This is a genomic window from Streptomyces sp. NPDC017936, from assembly GCF_044328485.1.
Classification (GTDB): Bacteria; Actinomycetota; Actinomycetes; order Streptomycetales; family Streptomycetaceae; genus Streptomyces.
The window spans coordinates 258,324-276,438 of the sequence record NZ_JBIRHK010000008.1 but is presented as its reverse complement, the minus strand read 5'-3'; the positions used below and the strand labels follow the sequence as shown (position 1 = coordinate 276,438).

At 71.3% G+C, this 18,115-nt stretch carries 18 protein-coding genes; 17 read left to right on the top strand and 1 reads right to left on the bottom strand.

The genetic code is table 11. From position 1 onward, the window contains the following. Positions 1 to 155 precede the first annotated feature (155 nt). The 5 genes from dop (at position 156) to prcA (ending at position 4,296) form a co-directional block, all read left to right on the top strand. Complete coding sequence (gene dop / locus ACH4F6_RS19095) at positions 156 to 1,667, top strand: depupylase/deamidase Dop (RefSeq protein ID WP_397961370.1); 1,512 nt, start codon at positions 156 to 158, stop codon at positions 1,665 to 1,667. Positions 1,668 to 1,857: 190 nt separating this feature from the next. Beyond that, positions 1,858 to 2,076 (top strand): ubiquitin-like protein Pup, encoded by a 219-nt coding sequence (locus ACH4F6_RS19090; RefSeq protein WP_031486664.1) that lies wholly within the window; start codon positions 1,858 to 1,860, stop codon positions 2,074 to 2,076. A gap of 50 nt (positions 2,077 to 2,126) precedes the next feature. Beyond that, positions 2,127 to 2,702 (top strand): endonuclease VII domain-containing protein, encoded by a 576-nt coding sequence (locus ACH4F6_RS19085; RefSeq protein ID WP_397961369.1) that lies wholly within the window; start codon positions 2,127 to 2,129, stop codon positions 2,700 to 2,702. Next, complete coding sequence (gene prcB, locus ACH4F6_RS19080; protein WP_397961368.1) at positions 2,654 to 3,499, top strand: proteasome subunit beta; 846 nt, start codon at positions 2,654 to 2,656, stop codon at positions 3,497 to 3,499. The genes ACH4F6_RS19085 and prcB overlap by 49 nt, the downstream gene beginning before the upstream one ends. 59 nt (positions 3,500 to 3,558) lie before the next feature. Further along, positions 3,559 to 4,296 (top strand): proteasome subunit alpha, encoded by a 738-nt coding sequence (prcA, locus tag ACH4F6_RS19075; RefSeq protein WP_397961367.1) that lies wholly within the window; start codon positions 3,559 to 3,561, stop codon positions 4,294 to 4,296. A gap of 60 nt (positions 4,297 to 4,356) precedes the next feature. On the opposite strand, the gene ACH4F6_RS19070 is transcribed toward prcA, so the two are convergent. After that, entirely contained in the window at positions 4,357 to 5,373 is a 1,017-nt protein-coding gene (locus tag ACH4F6_RS19070) for a LacI family DNA-binding transcriptional regulator (RefSeq protein ID WP_397961366.1), read from the bottom strand. Positions 5,374 to 5,505: 132 nt separating this feature from the next. Here ACH4F6_RS19070 and ACH4F6_RS19065 point away from each other — a divergent pair, with 132 nt between their 5' ends. From ACH4F6_RS19065 to ACH4F6_RS19010, 12 genes are all read left to right on the top strand, one after another. Continuing rightward, on the top strand, positions 5,506 to 6,765 hold the full coding sequence (locus tag ACH4F6_RS19065) for an MFS transporter (RefSeq protein ID WP_397961365.1): 1,260 nt from the start codon (positions 5,506 to 5,508) through the stop codon (positions 6,763 to 6,765). A 9-nt stretch (positions 6,766 to 6,774) separates the two neighbouring features. Next, positions 6,775 to 8,136 (top strand): Pup--protein ligase, encoded by a 1,362-nt coding sequence (pafA, locus tag ACH4F6_RS19060; protein ID WP_225076134.1) that lies wholly within the window; start codon positions 6,775 to 6,777, stop codon positions 8,134 to 8,136. Positions 8,137 to 8,262: 126 nt separating this feature from the next. Then, positions 8,263 to 9,270 carry an FKBP-type peptidyl-prolyl cis-trans isomerase gene (locus ACH4F6_RS19055; RefSeq protein ID WP_397961364.1) on the top strand — a complete coding sequence of 336 codons (1,008 nt, stop codon included), beginning with the start codon at positions 8,263 to 8,265 and terminating at the stop codon, positions 9,268 to 9,270. 61 nt (positions 9,271 to 9,331) lie between these two features. Further along, entirely contained in the window at positions 9,332 to 9,703 is a 372-nt protein-coding gene (locus ACH4F6_RS19050) for an FKBP-type peptidyl-prolyl cis-trans isomerase (protein ID WP_397961363.1), read from the top strand. Positions 9,704 to 9,882: 179 nt separating this feature from the next. Further along, positions 9,883 to 10,860 (top strand): helix-turn-helix transcriptional regulator, encoded by a 978-nt coding sequence (locus tag ACH4F6_RS19045; RefSeq protein WP_397961362.1) that lies wholly within the window; start codon positions 9,883 to 9,885, stop codon positions 10,858 to 10,860. An 18-nt stretch (positions 10,861 to 10,878) separates the two neighbouring features. Then, positions 10,879 to 12,039, top strand: coding sequence for a helix-turn-helix transcriptional regulator (locus ACH4F6_RS19040; protein ID WP_397961361.1), 1,161 nt, complete (start codon positions 10,879 to 10,881; stop codon positions 12,037 to 12,039). Next, positions 12,036 to 12,380 (top strand): hypothetical protein, encoded by a 345-nt coding sequence (locus ACH4F6_RS19035; protein ID WP_397961360.1) that lies wholly within the window; start codon positions 12,036 to 12,038, stop codon positions 12,378 to 12,380. Before ACH4F6_RS19040 ends, ACH4F6_RS19035 begins: the two co-directional genes overlap by 4 nt. Before the next feature lie 10 nt (positions 12,381 to 12,390). Then, the gene (locus ACH4F6_RS19030) at positions 12,391 to 12,585 is read left to right on the top strand and encodes a hypothetical protein (protein WP_397961359.1); all 195 of its coding nucleotides are present in this window, start codon (positions 12,391 to 12,393) and stop codon (positions 12,583 to 12,585) included. A 261-nt stretch (positions 12,586 to 12,846) separates the two neighbouring features. Then, entirely contained in the window at positions 12,847 to 13,134 is a 288-nt protein-coding gene (tatA, locus tag ACH4F6_RS19025; protein ID WP_397961358.1) for a Sec-independent protein translocase subunit TatA, read from the top strand. A 47-nt stretch (positions 13,135 to 13,181) separates the two neighbouring features. Then, a complete protein-coding gene (gene tatC / locus ACH4F6_RS19020; RefSeq protein ID WP_397961357.1) occupies positions 13,182 to 14,141 on the top strand; it encodes a twin-arginine translocase subunit TatC in 960 nt (319 codons plus the stop codon). Positions 14,142 to 14,172: 31 nt separating this feature from the next. Further along, positions 14,173 to 15,063, top strand: coding sequence for a diacylglycerol kinase (locus tag ACH4F6_RS19015; protein ID WP_397961356.1), 891 nt, complete (start codon positions 14,173 to 14,175; stop codon positions 15,061 to 15,063). A 49-nt stretch (positions 15,064 to 15,112) separates the two neighbouring features. After that, positions 15,113 to 17,965: a DEAD/DEAH box helicase gene (locus tag ACH4F6_RS19010; protein WP_397961355.1), complete on the top strand. Its 2,853-nt coding sequence runs from the start codon at positions 15,113 to 15,115 to the stop codon at positions 17,963 to 17,965. Positions 17,966 to 18,115 lie beyond the last annotated feature (150 nt).

Sequence of the window (18,115 nt, the reverse complement as noted above, 5' to 3'; positions counted from 1 at the left end):
ACGCAAATGATCTCCCCACCAGCGCGGAGGCGTTCTAGGCTCTTCCGTACCGCCGGGTCGCGCAGTGCGGGGACGGGCACCGCACACGCACCGGAGCACCACCGGTATCTGCGCGGCGCCCACGACCGAGGGTGCCGCCGGGCAAGGAGGGCCGCATGACCGTACGGCGAGTAATGGGCATCGAGACGGAGTACGGGATCTCCGTCCCCGGCCACCCCAATGCCAATGCCATGCTCACCTCGTCCCAGATCGTCAACGCCTACGCGGCGGCGATGCACCGGGCCCGCCGAGCCCGCTGGGACTTCGAGGAGGAGAACCCGCTCCGGGACGCGCGAGGCTTCGACCTCGCCCGCGAGACCGCCGACGCCAGCCAGCTCACCGACGAGGACATCGGCCTCGCCAACGTGATCCTCACCAACGGCGCCCGCCTCTACGTCGACCACGCACACCCCGAGTACAGCGCCCCCGAGGTCACCAACCCGCGCGACGCCGTCCTCTGGGACAAAGCCGGCGAACGGATCATGGCCGAGGCCGCCGAACGGGCCGCCGCGCTCCCCGGCGCCCAGCCCATCCACCTCTACAAGAACAACACCGACAACAAGGGCGCCTCCTACGGCACGCACGAGAACTACCTGATGAAGCGGGAGACCGCCTTCTCGGACATCGTGCGCCACCTGACGCCCTTCTTCGTCTCCCGCCAGGTCTTCGCCGGAGCGGGCCGCGTCGGCATCGGACAGGACGGCCACGAACACGGCTTCCAGCTCAGCCAGCGCGCGGACTACTTCGAGGTCGAGGTCGGCCTGGAGACCACCCTCAAACGGCCGATCATCAACACCCGCGACGAGCCGCACGCCGACGCCGAGAAGTACCGCCGCCTCCACGTGATCATCGGCGACGCGAACCTCTCCGAGATCTCGACCTACCTCAAACTGGGCACGACCGCCCTGGTCCTGTCCATGATCGAGGACGGCTTCATCGCCGTGGACCTGGCCGTCGACCAACCCGTGCGCACCCTCCACCAGGTCTCGCACGACCCGACCCTCAAACGCCTGATCACCCTGCGCAGCGGCCGCACGCTCACCGCGGTCCAGCTCCAGATGGAGTACTTCGAGCTGGCGCGCAAGTACGTGGAGGAGCGCTTCGGGGCCGACGCCGACGAACAGACCAAGGACGTCCTGGCGCGCTGGGAGGACACCCTCACCCGCCTGGAGAACGACCCCATGAGCCTCGCCGGCGAACTGGACTGGGTCGCCAAGCGGGAGCTCATGGAGGGCTACCGGCGGCGTGACGGCGTCGACTGGGACGCCGCCCGGCTCCACCTCGTCGACCTCCAGTACGCCGACGTACGGCCCGAGAAGGGCCTCTACAACCGTCTGGTGGCCCGCGGCCGCATGAAGCGGCTCCTGGACGAGACGGAGGTGGAGCGGGCCAAGGCCAAGCCCCCGGAGGACACGCGCGCCTACTTCCGCGGCCGCTGCCTGGAGCAGTACGCCGACGATGTCGCCGCGGCCTCCTGGGACTCGGTCATCTTCGACCTGCCCGGCCGCGACAGCCTCCAGCGCGTCCCAACCCTGGAACCGCTTCGCGGAACGCGAAATCACGTCAAGGAGCTGCTGGACCGCTGCCGCACGGCGGAAGACCTGGTCAGGGTCTTGTCCGGCGGCTGAGCGGGTACTCGGCCGGACCCGGGCGAGCGGGGTGGAAACCCCGCCGCCCGGGAATCATCGAGGTGGCCCCCGTTCGTTCGGCGAACTGCGGGGCCGATGTCGGACCCGGCTTGTAGGGTCTGATCATCACCGATCGGCAGGAAAGCCGACCTGTCGACCCATGTCTGGCGAACTGAGCGGGGTGAGGGTAATGGCGACCAAGGACACCGGCGGCGGACAGCAGAAGGCCACGCGTTCCACGGAGGAGGTCGAGGAGCAGGCGGCGGAGGCGCAGGCTTCGGAGGACCTCAAGGAGCGCCACGAGAAGCTGAGCGACGACGTCGACTCCGTTCTTGACGAGATTGACGATGTACTCGAGGAGAACGCCGAGGACTTCGTTCGAAGCTTCGTCCAGAAGGGCGGCGAGTAGCCTTCGATTTGAAGGTATCGGGGGTCTCGGGGTTGGCAAATGAAGAGAGTGTGAAGCGTTGCTCGCGGTGCAAGGAATTCAAGCCGCGAGCAGCCTTCGCTGGCAACAAGTCCGCCCGTGACGGGTTGCAGGCCTACTGCAGGGAGTGCTGGGCGGCCTATCACCAGGCTCGGCAGCTGGCCAAAGGCAAGAACGTCCGGCCCAGGGTGGGGACGCCTGACGGGCACAAGTTCTGTCGTGGCTGTGGGGAGATCAAGCCGCACAGCGAGTGGCATCGCAACGCGACGGCATCGGACGGCCTCGCCACGTGCTGCAAGGCATGCAAAGCCGCGCGAGGCAGGCAGGGGCATCTCAAACGTCAGTACGGCATGACCGAAGCGGAACGTGACGAGATGATCGCGTCCCAGATGGGGCTCTGCGTGATCTGTTTGAAAGCCCCGGCCGTGCATGTGGATCACTGCCACAGGACGGGTAAGGTCCGTGGCGTACTGTGCTTCAACTGCAATTCGGCCATCGGCAAGTTGGGAGACGATCCCGACGCTGTTCGTCGGGCTGCCGCCTATCTGGAAGGAACTTCGTGGAAGCCAACACTCGTAGCACCGGGCGTCTACCAGCTGCCTTCCTGACGCCTGGATCCTCGTCCTTCATGGACTTCCTCTCCGAGCACCAGCCGGAGCTGCTCCCCGGCAACCGGCAGCTGCCTCCCACCCAGGGGGTGATCGAGGCGCCGCACGGCACCACGATCGTGGCCGTCACCTTCCCCGGGGGCGTGGTGCTCGCCGGTGACCGGCGGGCCACCATGGGCAACGTCATCGCGCAGCGGGACATCGAGAAGGTGTTCCCGGCGGACGAGTACTCGGCCGTCGGCATCGCCGGCACGGCCGGTCTGGCCGTCGAGATGGTCAAGCTGTTCCAGCTGGAGCTGGAGCACTTCGAGAAGGTCGAGGGTGCGCAGCTGTCGCTGGAGGGCAAGGCGAACCGGCTGTCGACCATGATCCGGTCCAACCTCGGCATGGCCCTGCAGGGCCTGGCCGTGGTGCCCCTGTTCGCCGGGTACGACGTGGACCGGGGCAAGGGGCGGATCTTCTCCTACGACGTCACGGGCGGTCGTTCCGAGGAGCAGAGCTACGCGGCGACGGGGTCGGGTTCGATCTTCGCGCGCGGTGCGATGAAGAAGCTCTTCCGTGACGACCTGACCGAGGACCAGGCCACGACCCTCGTGGTGCAGGCCCTGTACGACGCGGCGGACGACGACTCGGCGACGGGTGGTCCCGATGTCGCGCGCCGGATCTACCCGATCGTCACCGTGATCACCGAGGACGGCTTCCGCCGGCTGACCGAGGACGAGTCGTCCGAGATCGCCCGGTCGGTGCTGGCGCGCCGTCTGGAGCAGCCGGACGGCCCGCGGGCCGCGTTGCTGTAGCGGGCCTCCCGTCGGGGCATGGTGATCGAGTGACTTCCACAGAAAGGGACGGATAACCGGTGTCGACGCCGTTCTATGTCTCACCCCAGCAGGCGATGGCCGACCGCGCGGAGTACGCGCGCAAGGGCATCGCCCGTGGTCGCAGCCTGGTCGTGCTGCAGTACGCCGACGGCATCGTCTTCGTCGGCGAGAACCCGTCCCGGGCGCTGCACAAGTTCAGCGAGATCTACGACCGGATCGGTTTCGCGGCCGCCGGCAAGTACAACGAGTACGAGAACCTCCGCATCGGTGGTGTGCGCTACGCCGACCTGCGCGGTTACACCTACGACCGGGACGACGTCACGGCCCGTGGTCTGGCGAACGTCTACGCCCAGACGCTCGGCACGATCTTCTCGTCGGCCGGGGAGAAGCCGTACGAGGTGGAGCTGGTCGTGGCGGAGGTCGGGGAGACCCCGGACGGGGACCAGATCTACCGGCTGCCGCACGACGGTTCGATCGTGGACGAGCACGGTTCGGTGGCGGTCGGGGGGAACGCCGAGCAGATCAGCAGTTACCTGGACCAGCGGCACCAGGACGGCATGAGTCTGGCCGAGGCGCTGAGGCTGGCCGTGCAGGCGCTGTCCCGCGACACCAACGGCACGCAGCGGGAGATTCCGGCGGAGCGCCTGGAGGTGGCGGTGCTGGACCGTACGCGGCCGCAGTCGCGGAAGTTCAAGCGGATCGTGGGCCGTCAGTTGTCCCGTCTGCTGGAGTCCGGCGGTGCGGCCACGGAGGCCGAGAGCTCCGACGAGGAGTAGTTTCCGCTTCTCGCGCGCGGGTGCCCCCGGCCGGTATCGGCGGTCGGGGGCACCTGGCGTTCAGGAGGCGCCAGGTGCCGCTGTGGAGCCCCGGACGACGAGCTCGACGGGAATGTCGCCGTCCGTGGGTGTGCGGCCCTCCAGGACGGCGAGGAGGGCTCGCATGCCCCGTTCCCCGAAGAGTTCGGCGTCCAGTCGTACGGTGGTCAGCTCGGGGTCGAGGGCGGTGGCCAGGGCGATGTCGTCGACGCCCGTGACGGAGAGGTCGTCCGGGACACGCAGGCCCCGTCGTCTCGCGGCCTTGTAGACGCCGGCCGCCAGTTTGTCGTCGTCGCAGACGACGGCGGTGGGGCGGGGGCCAGGTGCGTCCAGGGCGGTTTCCGCGGCGGCCAGCGCGCCTTCGATGGACATCGGGGTGTGCGCCGTCCTGAGGGAGGTGCCGGGCACCGCGCGGACCCGTGCGGTGAGCTCGCGTGCGCGTACGTCGAACGTCCAGGAGGGGACGTCCGCGGCCAGGTGCAGGAAGTGCCGGTGTCCGAGGGCGAGCAGGTGGTGGGCGATCTGGCGGGCGCCGTCGGCGATGTCCAGGTTGACCGTGGCGGCGCCCAGGCTGCCGGACGGGTCGCTGTCGAGCATGACCAGGGGGAGCTGGTCGCCGCGGATGGCGGTGAGGGCGTCGGCGGCCATGGAGGAGGCGATGACGCCGTCCAGGGCGGCCTGGGCGGAGGCGAAGGGGTCGGGGGCGGGGCCGATGCCTTCGGGGGAGGGGTAGAGCACCACGCCGAAGCCGTGGTCGGCGGCGACGCGGGCCGCGCCGGTGTAGACGCCGGCGAAGAACTCGGTGGTGAGTGCCGGGACGACGAGCAGGACGGTGCGGGTGTGTCCGAGGCGCAGGTTGCGTGCGGCGAGGTTGGGCCGGTAGCCCAGTTCCCGTGCGGCCTCGCGTACGCGTTCGGCCGTGGTCGGGGAGACCCGGCCGCGCCATTTGTCGCCGAGGACCAGGGAGACCGCGGCCTGTGACACTCCTGCGGCCCGGGCGACGTCACGGCTGGTCGGGCGGGTGCTACCTCGTGCCACCGTGGGCCTGCTCTTTCGTCTGACGTGTGCTCTGGACTCGTGAACAGCGGACATGGTACGTATGACACGGGAAGTTATACGTAAAACCCGAGGGTGGCGCACCGCCCTGACCGAGCCGACGGAGGCGGGACATTGGCCGCGGGATACCTGGAGATCCTCAGGGCGAGGCACGCCGCCCGGCTGCTCGCCGGCACGCTGGTGGGCCGGCTGCCCAATGCCACGGCCGCCATCGCGATCGTGCTGTTCGTGCGGGCCGAGGGCGGCACCTACAGCCTCGCGGGCGCTCTCGCGGCCGTCTACGGCGTCGCCAACGCCGTGGGCCAGCCCGTGCTCGGGCGCCTCGTCGACCTGCGCGGCCAGCCCCGCGTGCAGCTGCCGGCCGCCCTCGCCTCGGCGCTCGCGATGGCGGTCTTCGCCGTCGTCGGCGTCGACGCGCTCGCGCTCGCCCACGCCGCCGTGGCGGCCGCCGGGCTCTTCACGCCGCCCCTGGAGGGCGGTCTGCGGGCCCTGTGGCCGTCGGTGCTGCGCCGCGAGGACCAGGTGCACACGGCGTACGCCATGGACGCGGTGGCGCAGGAGGTGATGTTCACCGTCGGGCCGCTGCTGGTGACCCTGTGCGTGTCGCTGTGGTCGGCGCAGGCCGCCCTGCTGGTGGTGAACGCCGTCGGGGTGCTCGGGGCGCTGACGGTGGTCGTCTCGCCGCCCTCGCGCGCGTGGCGCTCCGCCCCGCGCGAGGCCCACTGGCTCGGCGCGCTGCGCTCGGCCGGGCTGCTCGCCCTGCTGGCGGCCTTCCTGTTCGTCGGCATCGCGCTGGGCTCCATCACCGTCGCCGCGGTGCCCTACGCGGACGATCACGGCGGCGACACGGTCTACGGCTGGCTGATGGCGGCGCTGGGGCTGGGCGCGCTCGTCGGGGGCCTGGTCTACGGGGCCCGGGCGTGGCCCGGCGTGCCCGAGCGGAGGCTGCGGGTCCTGGTGGCTTTTCTGGCGGTGTGTTATCTGCCGCTGCCGCTGATGCCGGGTGCGGTGGCCATGGTGGGGCTGACGGCGCTCGCCGGGGTGTTCCTCGCGCCCGCCATCGCCTGCGCCTTCGTCATCGTCGACCGTCACGCGCCGCGCGGTACGGTCACCGAGGCGTTCTCCTGGCTGGTGACCACGTTCACGGTCGGTCACTCCCTGGGAACGGGCCTGGCGGGTCCGGTGGTCGAGGCGGGCGGGGCCGTGTGGGGCTTCGCCGTGCCGGGTGCGGCGGGCGCCGTGGCGCTGGTGGTCCTGCTGGCCACGGGGCGGGTACTCGCAGCTCCCGCCGGGAGCGGGGTGGTTGCGGCTTCATCGGAAAATGATCCGAACCGTGCCGTCGAACCCCGTTTCAGTTCCGGGGATCGGGCGTAATGTTCAGTCATGGACCGCCGCATTTTCGGGCTGGAGAACGAGTACGGCGTCACGTGCACGTTCAGGGGACAGCGCCGCCTGTCGCCTGACGAGGTGGCGCGGTACCTCTTCCGCCGTGTCGTGTCATGGGGCCGAAGCAGCAATGTCTTTCTGCGCAACGGCGCCCGCCTCTATCTCGACGTGGGATCGCATCCGGAATACGCGACACCCGAATGTGACAACGTGATCGAACTGGTCACCCACGACAAGGCCGGCGAGCGCATTCTCGAGGGACTCCTGGTGGACGCGGAACGACGCCTGCACGAGGAGGGAATCGCGGGCGACGTCTACCTCTTCAAGAACAACACCGACTCGGCGGGCAACTCCTACGGGTGCCACGAGAACTACCTGGTGGCCCGGCACGGGGAGTTCTCCCGGCTGGCGGACATCCTCATTCCCTTCCTGGTGACCCGCCAGCTGCTGTGCGGCGCGGGCAAGGTGCTGCAGACGCCCCGCGGGGCCGTCTACTGCGTCAGCCAGCGGGCCGAGCACATCTGGGAGGGGGTCTCCTCGGCGACCACCCGCTCGCGGCCCATCATCAACACGCGCGACGAGCCGCACGCGGACGCCGAGCGCTACCGCCGGCTGCACGTCATCGTGGGCGACTCCAACATGTCCGAGACGACCATGCTGCTCAAGGTCGGCGCCACCGACCTGGTGCTGCGCATGATCGAGGCGGGCACCGTGATGCGCGACCTCACCCTGGAGAACCCGATCCGGGCGATCCGCGAGGTCAGCCACGACATCACCGGACGGCGCAAGGTGCGCCTGGCCAGCGGCCGGGAGGCGTCCGCGCTGGAGGTGCAGCGCGAGTACTACGAGAAGGCCGTGGACTTCTGCGAGCGCCGGGGCATCCGCACCGGTACCGTGGAGCAGGTCCTGGAGCTGTGGGGCCGCACCCTGGACGCGATCGAGACCGAGGACCTCGACCGCATCGGCACCGAGATCGACTGGGTGATGAAGTACAAGCTCATCGAGCGGTACCGGGCCAAGCACAACATGACGATGTCGCATCCGCGCGTGGCGCAGATAGACCTCGCCTACCACGACATCCACCGTCGTCGTGGCCTGTACTACCTGCTGGAGAAGAAGGGCCAAGCCACCCGGATCTGCAACGACTTGAAGATCTTCGAGGGCAAGTCGGTCCCCCCGCAGACCACTCGCGCCCGCCTGCGCGGCGACTTCATCCGCCGCGCCCAGGAGCAGCGCAGGGACTTCACCGTCGACTGGGTGCACCTGAAGCTCAACGACCAGGCACAGCGCACCGTGTTGTGCAAGGACCCGTTCCGGTCGGTGGACGACCGGGTGGAGAAGCTGATCGCCGGAATGTGAGCCACGCGTTCCGGTGAACGACGGAACGCAACACGGGCGCCGTACGTTTCCCGTACGGCGCCCTTCTCACGCCGTAGAGTTGCGCGCACGCCATCAGGACGATCGACCGATTACGAGGCCCCCACCGTGCGCCGACGCTCACTGTTTCTCGCCGCCGTCCCCGCAGGACTGGTCACGCTCGCCGCGTGCGGCGACGACACGTCCGACTCGTCGAACGCGGCGGACGGCAGCGGGTCGCCCTCCGCGTCGGAGGCTTCCGCCGCCCCGCCGCCCAAGATCGTCGACGGGCCGCTGCCGGCCATCACGGCGGGCACGAAGTTCGGTGAGAAGCCGACGGTCGCCAAGGGCAGCGGCGAGCCGTCCGACCAGCTCGCGGTGCGGACGGTCATCGCGGGCGGCGGCCGGACCGTCGCGGAGAACGACTTCGTCTGGGCCCACTACCTCGGCCAGATCTGGGCCACCGCGAAGGTCTTCGACAACTCCTACGACCGCAAGACGCCCTTCCTCGCCCAGCTCTCCCCGAGCGGCATCATCGACGGCTGGCGGTACGCGCTGACGGGGAAGAAGGTCGGCAGCCGGGTGGAGTTCTCCGTGCCGCCGACCTGGGGCTACGGCAAGGAGGGCAACGCCCAGGCGGGCATCGGGGGCACCGACACCATGGTGTTCGTGGCGGACCTGTACGGCACGTTCACCGCCACGAGCTCCGCCCAGGGCAAGGCCGTCCCGCAGACCGACGCGGCCCTGCCGACGGTCGGCACCAACACCGACGGCAAGGCGCCCGACATCAAGGTCCCCAAGACCGACCCGCCGAAGAAGCTCGTGGCGAACTACGTCATCGAGGGCGACGGCGAGGAGGTCGCGGCGGGCGGCAGCGTGGTGGTGCAGTACAAGGGCGTCGTCTGGGACACCGGCAAGGAGTTCGACTCCAGCTACAGCCGCAACGCGCCGACGTCGTTCTCGCTCTCGCAGGTCGTCAAGGGCTGGGGCCAGGGCCTGGCCGGCAAGAAGGTCGGCAGCCGGGTCGTCATCGTCATCCCGCCGGACCTGGGGTACGGCGACCAGCCGCCGGCCGGCGGCGAGATCAAGAAGGACTCCACGATGGTCTTCTCGGTGGACATCCTCGGGACGGCATGACGCCTTCCCGGGTGTAAGACTGTGCACGTTGCCTCATCGAGAACAAGCAGGAGCTACAGACGTGAGCATCGACAAGCCCGAGATCGACTTCCCGGGCGGCGAGCCCCCGGCGGACCTCGAGATCAAGGACATCTGGGAGGGCGACGGCGAGGTGGCGCAGGCGGGCCAGACCGTCACCGTGCACTACGTCGGTGTTGCCTTCAGCACCGGTGAGGAGTTCGACGCCAGCTGGAACCGCGGCGCCCCGTTCCGCTTCCCGCTGGGCGCGGGCCGCGTCATCAAGGGCTGGGACCAGGGCGTGCAGGGCATGAAGGTCGGCGGCCGCCGCCAGCTGACCATCCCGGCCCACCTCGCCTACGGCGACCAGAGCCCGACCCCGGCGATCAAGCCCGGTGAGACGCTGATCTTCGTGGTCGACCTGCTCGGGGTCTGACCGCCGGAGGCACGGTCCGGGCGCTCGTCGTACGCCAGACCCTGGCTGATCGTCGCGCGACCGGTCCCGACCACCTGGGGCCCATGCCTGTCCGGGCGTGGGCCCTCCGCTTTTGCCGGGGCGCCGCGGAGCGGTACGGTCGTCCGGCAGAAGGACCATGAGGAAGGCGAAGGGCGTCGATGGCCATTGCCAAGGCCGAGCGGCTGATGAACCTGGCGTTGTGTCTGCTCGGGACGCGGCGGCCGCTCAGCAAGCGTGAGCTGCGCGAGTCCATCGAGGCGTACGTCGAGACCTTCGGACCGGACCGGGGGACGGCCGGCTCCGACGACTCCTTCAACCGGATGTTCGAACGGGACAAGGACGACCTGCGGGAGCTCGGCCTGGTCATCGAGACCGTGGAGAGCCTCGACGGCGAGGTCGGCTACCTCGCCCGCCGGGACAGCAACCGTCTGCCGCCCATCACGCTCGATGCCGAGGAGGCCGCCGCGCTGGGGCTGGCCGCCAAGGTGTGGCAGCAGGCCCGGCTCGCCGGCGCGGCGAGCGGCGCGCTCCAGAAGCTGCGCGCGGCCGGACTGCCGGAGGACGTGGACCCGTACGAGGCCCACGGCGCCCTCGAGCCGCGCATCCCGGTGCACGAGGCCGCCTTCGAGCCGCTGATGCTGGCCTGCCGCGACCGCCGCCCGGTCGCCTTCGACTACCGCAAGGCCAACGCCGCCCACCCCGAGCCGCGGCACGTCGAGCCGTGGGCGCTGGAGTGCTGGCGCGGTCACTGGTACCTGGCGGGCTTCGACCGCGACCGGGGCGCCGAGCGGGTCTTCCGGCTGTCCCGGATCACCGGCAAGGTGCGTTCGCGCGGCGGCCGCTTCACCGCCCCGGTCCCCGACGTCGTCACCGTCCGCGAGACCGTCGCCGGCTGGGCGGGGGAGACCGCCGACCGCAGCGCGCTGATCCGGCTGCGCGCGGACGCCGGGTACCCCCTGCGGGCGAAGGCCACGGCGGTGCGGGAACTCGGCGACGGCTGGGACGAGTTGGAGATTCCGTACGGGCACGGACTGGACGCCTGGCTGGTGGAGTTCGGGCCGGACGTGGTGGTCCTGGAGCCCGCCGAGCTGCGGGCCGACGTCGTGGACCGGCTGCGTGCCGTGGCCAAGGGCTGAGGGGGAGCGAGCAACACAGTGGCAGGCAAACCGGTCAGGCCGGCGAACGCGATCGACCAGACCCGGCGGATGCTCTCCCTGGTGACGTACCTGCGGGAGCGGCCCGGGGCGCGCATCGAGGACGTGGCGCGCGCCTTCGGGATCACCGAGGACGAGCTGGTCTCCGACCTCGACGTGCTGCCCATGTGCGGCACCAGCTTCCGCGGCGGTGATCTGCTCGACATCGACACCGACGGCGAGCGCATCTGGTGGCACAACCCGGCCGCCCTCGGCGCGGACGCCGCCGAGCCGCTGCGGCTGGCCGCCGACGAGGCGACGGCCCTGCTGGTCGCCGCCCGGGCCGTGGCGACGCTGCCGGGCCTGCGCGAGGGCGACCGCCAGGCGCTGCTGCGCGCCACCGCGAAGGTGGAGGCCGCGGCCGGCGAGGCGGCGGGCGCCAGCTCCCGCCTCTCGGTGACCTTCGAGTCCGAGGGCGGTGTCTTCGCCGACGTCGACCGGGCGATCTCCGAACGGCGCCGGCTGTGGATCCGCTACTACTCGCCCGCGCGCGACGAGGTCACCGAGCGCGAGATCGACCCCATCCGCCTGGTCAGCGTCGGGCACACGTACGTGGAGGCGTGGTGCCGCCGCTCCGAGGCGCGCCGCACCTTCCGGCTCGACCGGGTCGCCGAGATCAGGATCCTCGACGAGCCGTCCGCGCCGCCGGAGGTGGAGCTGCGGGACCTGTCGGAGGGGCTGGTCCAGCCGGCCGCCGAGGACCCGGAGGTCGTGGTCGAGGTCGGCCCGGGCGGCCGCTGGGTCGCCGAGTACTACCCCCACGACAGCGCCGACGAACTTCCCGACGGCGGTCTGCGCATCACCCTGCGCACCCCCGACCCGGCCTCACTGCGCCGCCTTGCCCTGCGCCTCGGCCGCGACGGCCGGATCGTCTCCCCGCCGGACCTCGCCGACAGCGCCCGCCGCGCCGCCCGCGAGGCCCTGGCGGCCTACGACGGCATGGAGGCGGAGGCGGCCCGGCCGGGCGGCGCCCCGCCGGCCGGCCCCGCGGCCCCGGCCGGGACCGCGGGAGCACCCGGCGGGCCGGTCTCCCGGCAGGGCGGTGAGCCCGCCGGCGGGCCCGCCGGTACGGGCGGCGGGCAGCGGGACGGGCAGTTCGACGGGCGGGAGCAGAGGCTTTGAGCGAGTCGGCGGCGTCCGGTGCGCGGGGCGTCTCGGTGGCCTCCGCGTTCGCGGGGATGAGGAGTGCGGCTCCGGTGGTGTTCAGGGCCGGCTGCCCGGAGTGCCGGGGCCGGTTCGAGCTCGCCGCCGGCGCCCTGCGGCTGGCCATCGGGGCCACGAGCCGCACCACCTTCTACTCCTTCACCTGCCCCGACTGCGGGTCCGCCGTGCGCAAGCCGGCCGGGGAACGGATCGTCGAGCTGCTCATCGGCGGCGGTGTGCGGACCCTGCGGCTGCACGCGCCCCTCCCGGGTCTTTCCCCGGACCAGGCCGGAGCCCTGGGCGCGGGAGGAAGGGTCTAGGCTCGGCGTCATGTTCTGGCCGATGTTCGCGGTAGCCGTGGGTTTCCTGGGTCTCGCCGTCCTCGCTGTGTTCGCCGTCCGGGTCTTCCTGGAGGCCCAGCGACTGGGGCGGCAGGTCGCGGACTCCACGCGCCGCATCAACAGGGCGGCCGAGGACCTGGAGCGGGCGGCGGCCGGCGCGGCCCGGGCTGTGGACGCGCTGTGAGGTCCGCCGTGACGTGCCTGTGAGTCCTGCGCCGTACGCGTTTTGGGCCACTTCACCCTCCCGCCCCGGCGGTGCGGACAGGTACGCTGCTGGTCGCGGACCGGAGAACGAGGCCCGGATCGCTGACCGGGAGTACGCACGGGGATTGCCTCACGTTTACCCCTGAGCGTTACGATCGCTGCCAAGACGATCGTTCGGACAAACGTCCGACCGGTCGGACAGCACCCCACCACAGCCGCCTCGGTGAGAAGGTAAAGACTTATGTTCGGAAGGCTCGGCGCCCCCGAGATCATTCTCATCCTCGTCGTCATCATCCTGCTGTTCGGCGCGAAGAAGCTTCCGGACATGGCCCGCTCGCTCGGCAAGTCCGCACGCATCCTCAAGAGCGAGGCCAAGGCGATGAAGGAAGAGGGCAGCAGCACGGCCACCCCGGCCGGCCCGCCGAACAACGGCGAGCAGCCCCCCGCTCAGCGCACGATCCAGGCCGCCCCCGGCGACGTGAGCAGCTCGCGCCCGGTCACCGAGCCGACGGACACGACCAAGCGCTGACGCAGGGCCGGTGACTCCCGGCCCGCCGCACGAGATGGGAACGTGGGTTGCTCAAGCCTGCCCGCAAGAAGGAGAAGGACCCCGAGGGGCGGATGCCCCTCGCGGAACACCTCCGTGAGCTTCGCAACCGGCTCGCGAAGGCGTTGCTCGCCATCGTCGTCGTGACGGTCGTCGCCGCCTTCTTCTACAACGACATCATCAACTTCCTGACCAAGCCGATCCTCGACTCGGTCGGCTGCGGGAAGACCTTCGAGCAGATCGCGAACGCGCTGAAGGACGGCGACGACGCCAACAAGTGCGCGAGCATCACGATCAACGGTCTGCTCACACCGTTCACGCTCGCCCTCCAGGTCTCCCTGATGGCCGGTGTCGTGTTCGCCTCGCCGGTCTGGCTCTACCAGCTGTGGGCCTTCGTCGCGCCGGGCCTGCACAAGCACGAGCGCAAGTACGCCTACGCGTTCGTCGGCACGGGCGTCCCGCTCTTCCTGGGCGGCGGCTACTTCGCCTACATGGTGCTGCCGACCACCGCCAAGGTGCTGATCGACTTCACTCCCGGCGGCGTGAGCAACCTCCTGCCGCTGGACGACCTGCTCCAGCTGGTCACGCGCATGGTCGTGGTCTTCGGGCTCTCCTTCGAGCTGCCGCTCCTGCTGATCATGCTCAACCTGACCGGCGTCATCACCGGCAAGCGCATGCTCGGCTGGTGGCGCGCCATGATCATCGGCATCACGGTGTTCGCCGCGATCGCCACGCCCAGTACCGACCCCATCTCGATGCTGGCCCTCGCCGGACCGATCTGGATCCTGTACTTCGGCGCGGTCGCCTTCTCGCTGCTGAACGACCGCGGCAGGCGCCGTCGCGACGCCCTGGCCCCGGCCGACGATGAGGCCTCCGAGCTGGACCTCACCCCCGAGGACATCGGCGAGGTCGAGGCGGTGAGCGCGAGCCGTGCGCTGCCCGAGCAGGCCACCACGGAACGGGTCAACGGTTATGACGACGTGACCTGAGATCGGCGGCGGGACTCGTAAGGTCACCTGCGTGACCAGCGAGATCACCCTCTTCGTCAACCCCACCGCGGGCCGCGGCCGGGGCGCCCGCGCGGCGCTGCCGGCCGCTTCCGCGTTGCGGGCGGCCGGCTGCTCGGTGCGCACGGTCCACGGGCGGAGCGCCGAGGAGGCCCTCGCACGCGCGCGTGCCGCCGTCGCGGAGGGCACCGACGCCCTGGTCGCCGTCGGCGGCGACGGACTGGTCCACCTCGCCCTCCAGGCGGTCGCCGGCACCCGCACCCCCCTCGGCGTCGTCCCCGTCGGCACCGGCAACGACTTCGCGCGCGCCCTGGGCCTGCCCCTCGGCGACCCCGCCGCCGCGGGCCGCCTGGTCGCCGACGCCCTCCGGGCGGGCCGGATCCGCGACGTGGACCTCGGGCAGGCGGGCGACCGCTGGTTCGGCACCGTCCTCGCCTCCGGCTTCGACTCCCGCGTCAACGACCGGGGCGACCGGATGCGATGGCCCGCCGGACGCGCCCGCTACGACCTGGCGATGCTCGCCGAACTGACGGCCCTGCGTCCGCTCCCGTACCGGATCACCCTCGACGACGGCGCCGTACGGGAGGTCGAGGCGACCCTCGTCGCCGTCGGCAACGGGCCGTCCTACGGCGGCGGCATGCGGATGTGCCCCGGTGCCGACCTCACCGACGGACTGCTCGACGTGACCGTGGTCGGGGCCTGCGGGCGGGGGACGCTGCTGCGGGTGTTCCCCCGGGTGTACCGGGGGACGCACGTCGACCGCCCCGAGATCACCGTGCACCGGGCGGTGAGCGTCCGGCTCGCGGCCGCGGACGTCACCGGGTACGCCGACGGGGAACCGCTGGGCCCGCTGCCGCTGACCGTGCGCTGCGTGCCCGCGGCGGTACGCATCGTAGGCCCCTGACGCCCCTGAACTGGGCGGACCGCAGGTTTCGCGGACCCGGATCGGGATAATGATCGTCCTGTTGTCCGTGGCTCCCGGTACGCTCGAAAGCACGATGACAGAGGACCTCTCACCGGCCGAGCGGTACGCGGCTGCGCGCAGGCGCGCTGCCGAGCAGGCCACCGCGCTCGCCGCCTTCCGCGAGATGTACGACTTCGGCCTCGACCCCTTCCAGATCGAGGCCTGTCGGGCACTCGAGGCGGGCAAGGGCGTCCTGGTGGCCGCGCCCACCGGCTCGGGCAAGACGATCGTGGGCGAGTTCGCCGTCCACCTCGCCCTCCAGCAGGGCAAGAAGTGCTTCTACACCACGCCCATCAAGGCGCTGTCCAACCAGAAGTACTCCGACCTGTGCCGCCGCTACGGCGCCGACAAGGTCGGCCTGCTCACCGGCGACAACAGCGTCAACTCCGAGGCGCCGGTGGTCGTGATGACCACCGAGGTGCTGCGGAACATGCTGTACGCCGGTTCGCAGACCCTCCTCGGCCTCGGGTACGTGGTGATGGACGAGGTGCACTACCTCTCCGACCGCTTCCGCGGCGCCGTCTGGGAAGAGGTGATCATCCACCTCCCCGCGTCGGTCACCCTCGTCTCGCTCTCCGCGACCGTCTCCAACGCCGAGGAGTTCGGCGACTGGCTCGACACCGTCCGCGGCGACACCGAGGTGATCGTCTCCGAGCACCGGCCCGTACCGCTGTTCCAGCACGTGCTCGCCGGACGGCGGATGTACGACCTGTTCGAGGAGGGCGAGAACCAGCGCCGGGCCGTCAACCCCGACCTCGCGCGTCTGGCGCGCATGGAGGCGAGCAGGCCGTCGTACCAGGACCGCCGGCGCGGACGGATGCGGGAGGCCGACCGCGAGCGCGAGCGCCGCCAGCGGTCCCGGGTGTGGACGCCGGGACGGCCCGAGGTGATCGAGCGCCTCGACGCCGAGGGCCTGCTGCCCGCCATCACCTTCATCTTCAGCCGCGCCGCCTGCGAGGCCGCCGTCCAGCAGTGCCTGTACGCCGGACTGCGGCTGAACGACGACGAGGCCCGGCAGGAGGTCCGTGCCCTGGTCGAGGAGCGCACCGCCTCCATCCCCCGCGAGGACCTGCACGTCCTCGGCTACTACGAGTGGCTGGAGGGCCTGGAGCGGGGCATCGCGGCCCACCACGCCGGCATGCTGCCGACCTTCAAGGAGGTCGTCGAGGAGCTGTTCGTGCGCGGACTGGTCAAGGCCGTCTTCGCGACCGAGACCCTCGCCCTGGGCATCAACATGCCGGCCCGTTCGGTGGTGCTGGAGAAGCTCGTCAAGTGGAACGGCGAGCAGCACGCCGACATCACCCCCGGCGAGTACACCCAGCTGACCGGGCGCGCCGGGCGGCGCGGCATCGACGTCGAGGGGCACGCCGTCGTGCTGTGGCAGCGCGGCATGAACCCCGACCAGGTGGCCGGCCTCGCCGGCACGCGCACGTACCCGCTGCGCTCCAGCTTCAAGCCGTCGTACAACATGGCGGTCAACCTCGTCGAGCAGTTCGGGCGGCACCGGTCGCGGGAGCTGCTGGAGACGTCGTTCGCCCAGTTCCAGGCCGACCGGTCGGTGGTCGGCATCTCCCGGCAGGTGCAGCGCAACGAGGAGGGCCTGGAGGGCTACAAGGCCTCCATGACCTGCCACCTCGGCGACTTCGAGGAGTACGCGCGGCTGCGTCGCGAGCTCAAGGACCGCGAGACCGAGCTGGCCCGGCAGGGCGCCACCCAGCGGCGGGCCGAGGCGGCCGTGGCGCTGGAGAGGCTCAAGCCCGGGGACGTCATCCACGTCCCGACCGGCAAGTACGCGGGCCTGGCACTGGTGCTCGACCCCGGTCTGCCCGCCGGGCGGTCCAACGGCCACCGCGGCTTCGACCACCACGACGGGCCGCGCCCGCTCGTGCTCACCGCCGAGCGGCAGGTCAAGCGGCTCGCGTCGATGGACTTCCCGGTGCCGGTCGAGCCGCTGGAGCGGATGCGGATCCCGAAGACGTTCAACCCGCGCTCGCCGCAGTCCCGCCGGGACCTGGCCTCCGCGCTGCGCAGCAAGGCCGGGCACATCCCGCCGGAGCGGGCCCGCAAGAAGCGGTCGCAGGCCGCCGACGACCGGGAGATCGCCCGGCTGCGCACCGCGCTGCGCGCGCACCCCTGTCACGGCTGCGCCGAGCGGGAGGACCACGCCCGCTGGGCCGAGCGCTACCACCGGCTGCTGCGCGACACCTCGCAGCTGGAGCGCCGCATCGAGGGCCGTACGAACACCATCGCGCGCACCTTCGACCGGATCGTGGCCCTGCTGACCGAACTGGACTACCTGCGCGGCGACGACGTGACCGAACACGGCAGGCGGCTGGCCCGGTTGTACGGCGAGCTGGACCTCCTGGCGAGCGAGTGCCTGCGGGCCGGCGTCTGGGAGGGGCTGGCTCCCGCGGAACTCGCCGCCTGCGTCTCGGCGTTGGTGTACGAGGCGCGGGTCGGCGACGACGCGGTGGCGCCCAAGCTGCCCTCCGGCAAGGCGAAGGCCGCCCTCGGGGAGATGGTGCGGATCTGGGGCCGGCTGGACGCCGTGGAGGAGGAGTTCCGGATCAACCAGACGGAGGGGGTCGGGCAGCGCGAGCCCGATCTGGGCTTCGCCTGGGCCGCGTACATGTGGGCTTCCGGGAAGGGACTCGACGAGGTGCTGCGGGAGGCGGAGATGCCGGCCGGGGACTTCGTGCGGTGGTGCAAGCAGGTCATCGACGTGCTGGGGCAGATCTCGGCGGCGGCTCCCGCGGCGGACGGCTCGACCGTGGCGAAGACCGCGCGCAAGGCCGTCGACCAGCTGCTGCGGGGCGTGGTCGCCTACTCGTCGGTGGGGTGAGGGGCAGCCACCCGCCGACGGGGTGAGGCTCCGCCCCCGGGGCGGGCCCCCCCCCCCGGGGGGGGGCCCCCGGGGGGGCCCCCCCCCCCGGGGCCCCCGGGCCCCCCCCCCGGCCCCCCCCCCCCCCCGCCCCCCCCCCCCCCCCCCGGG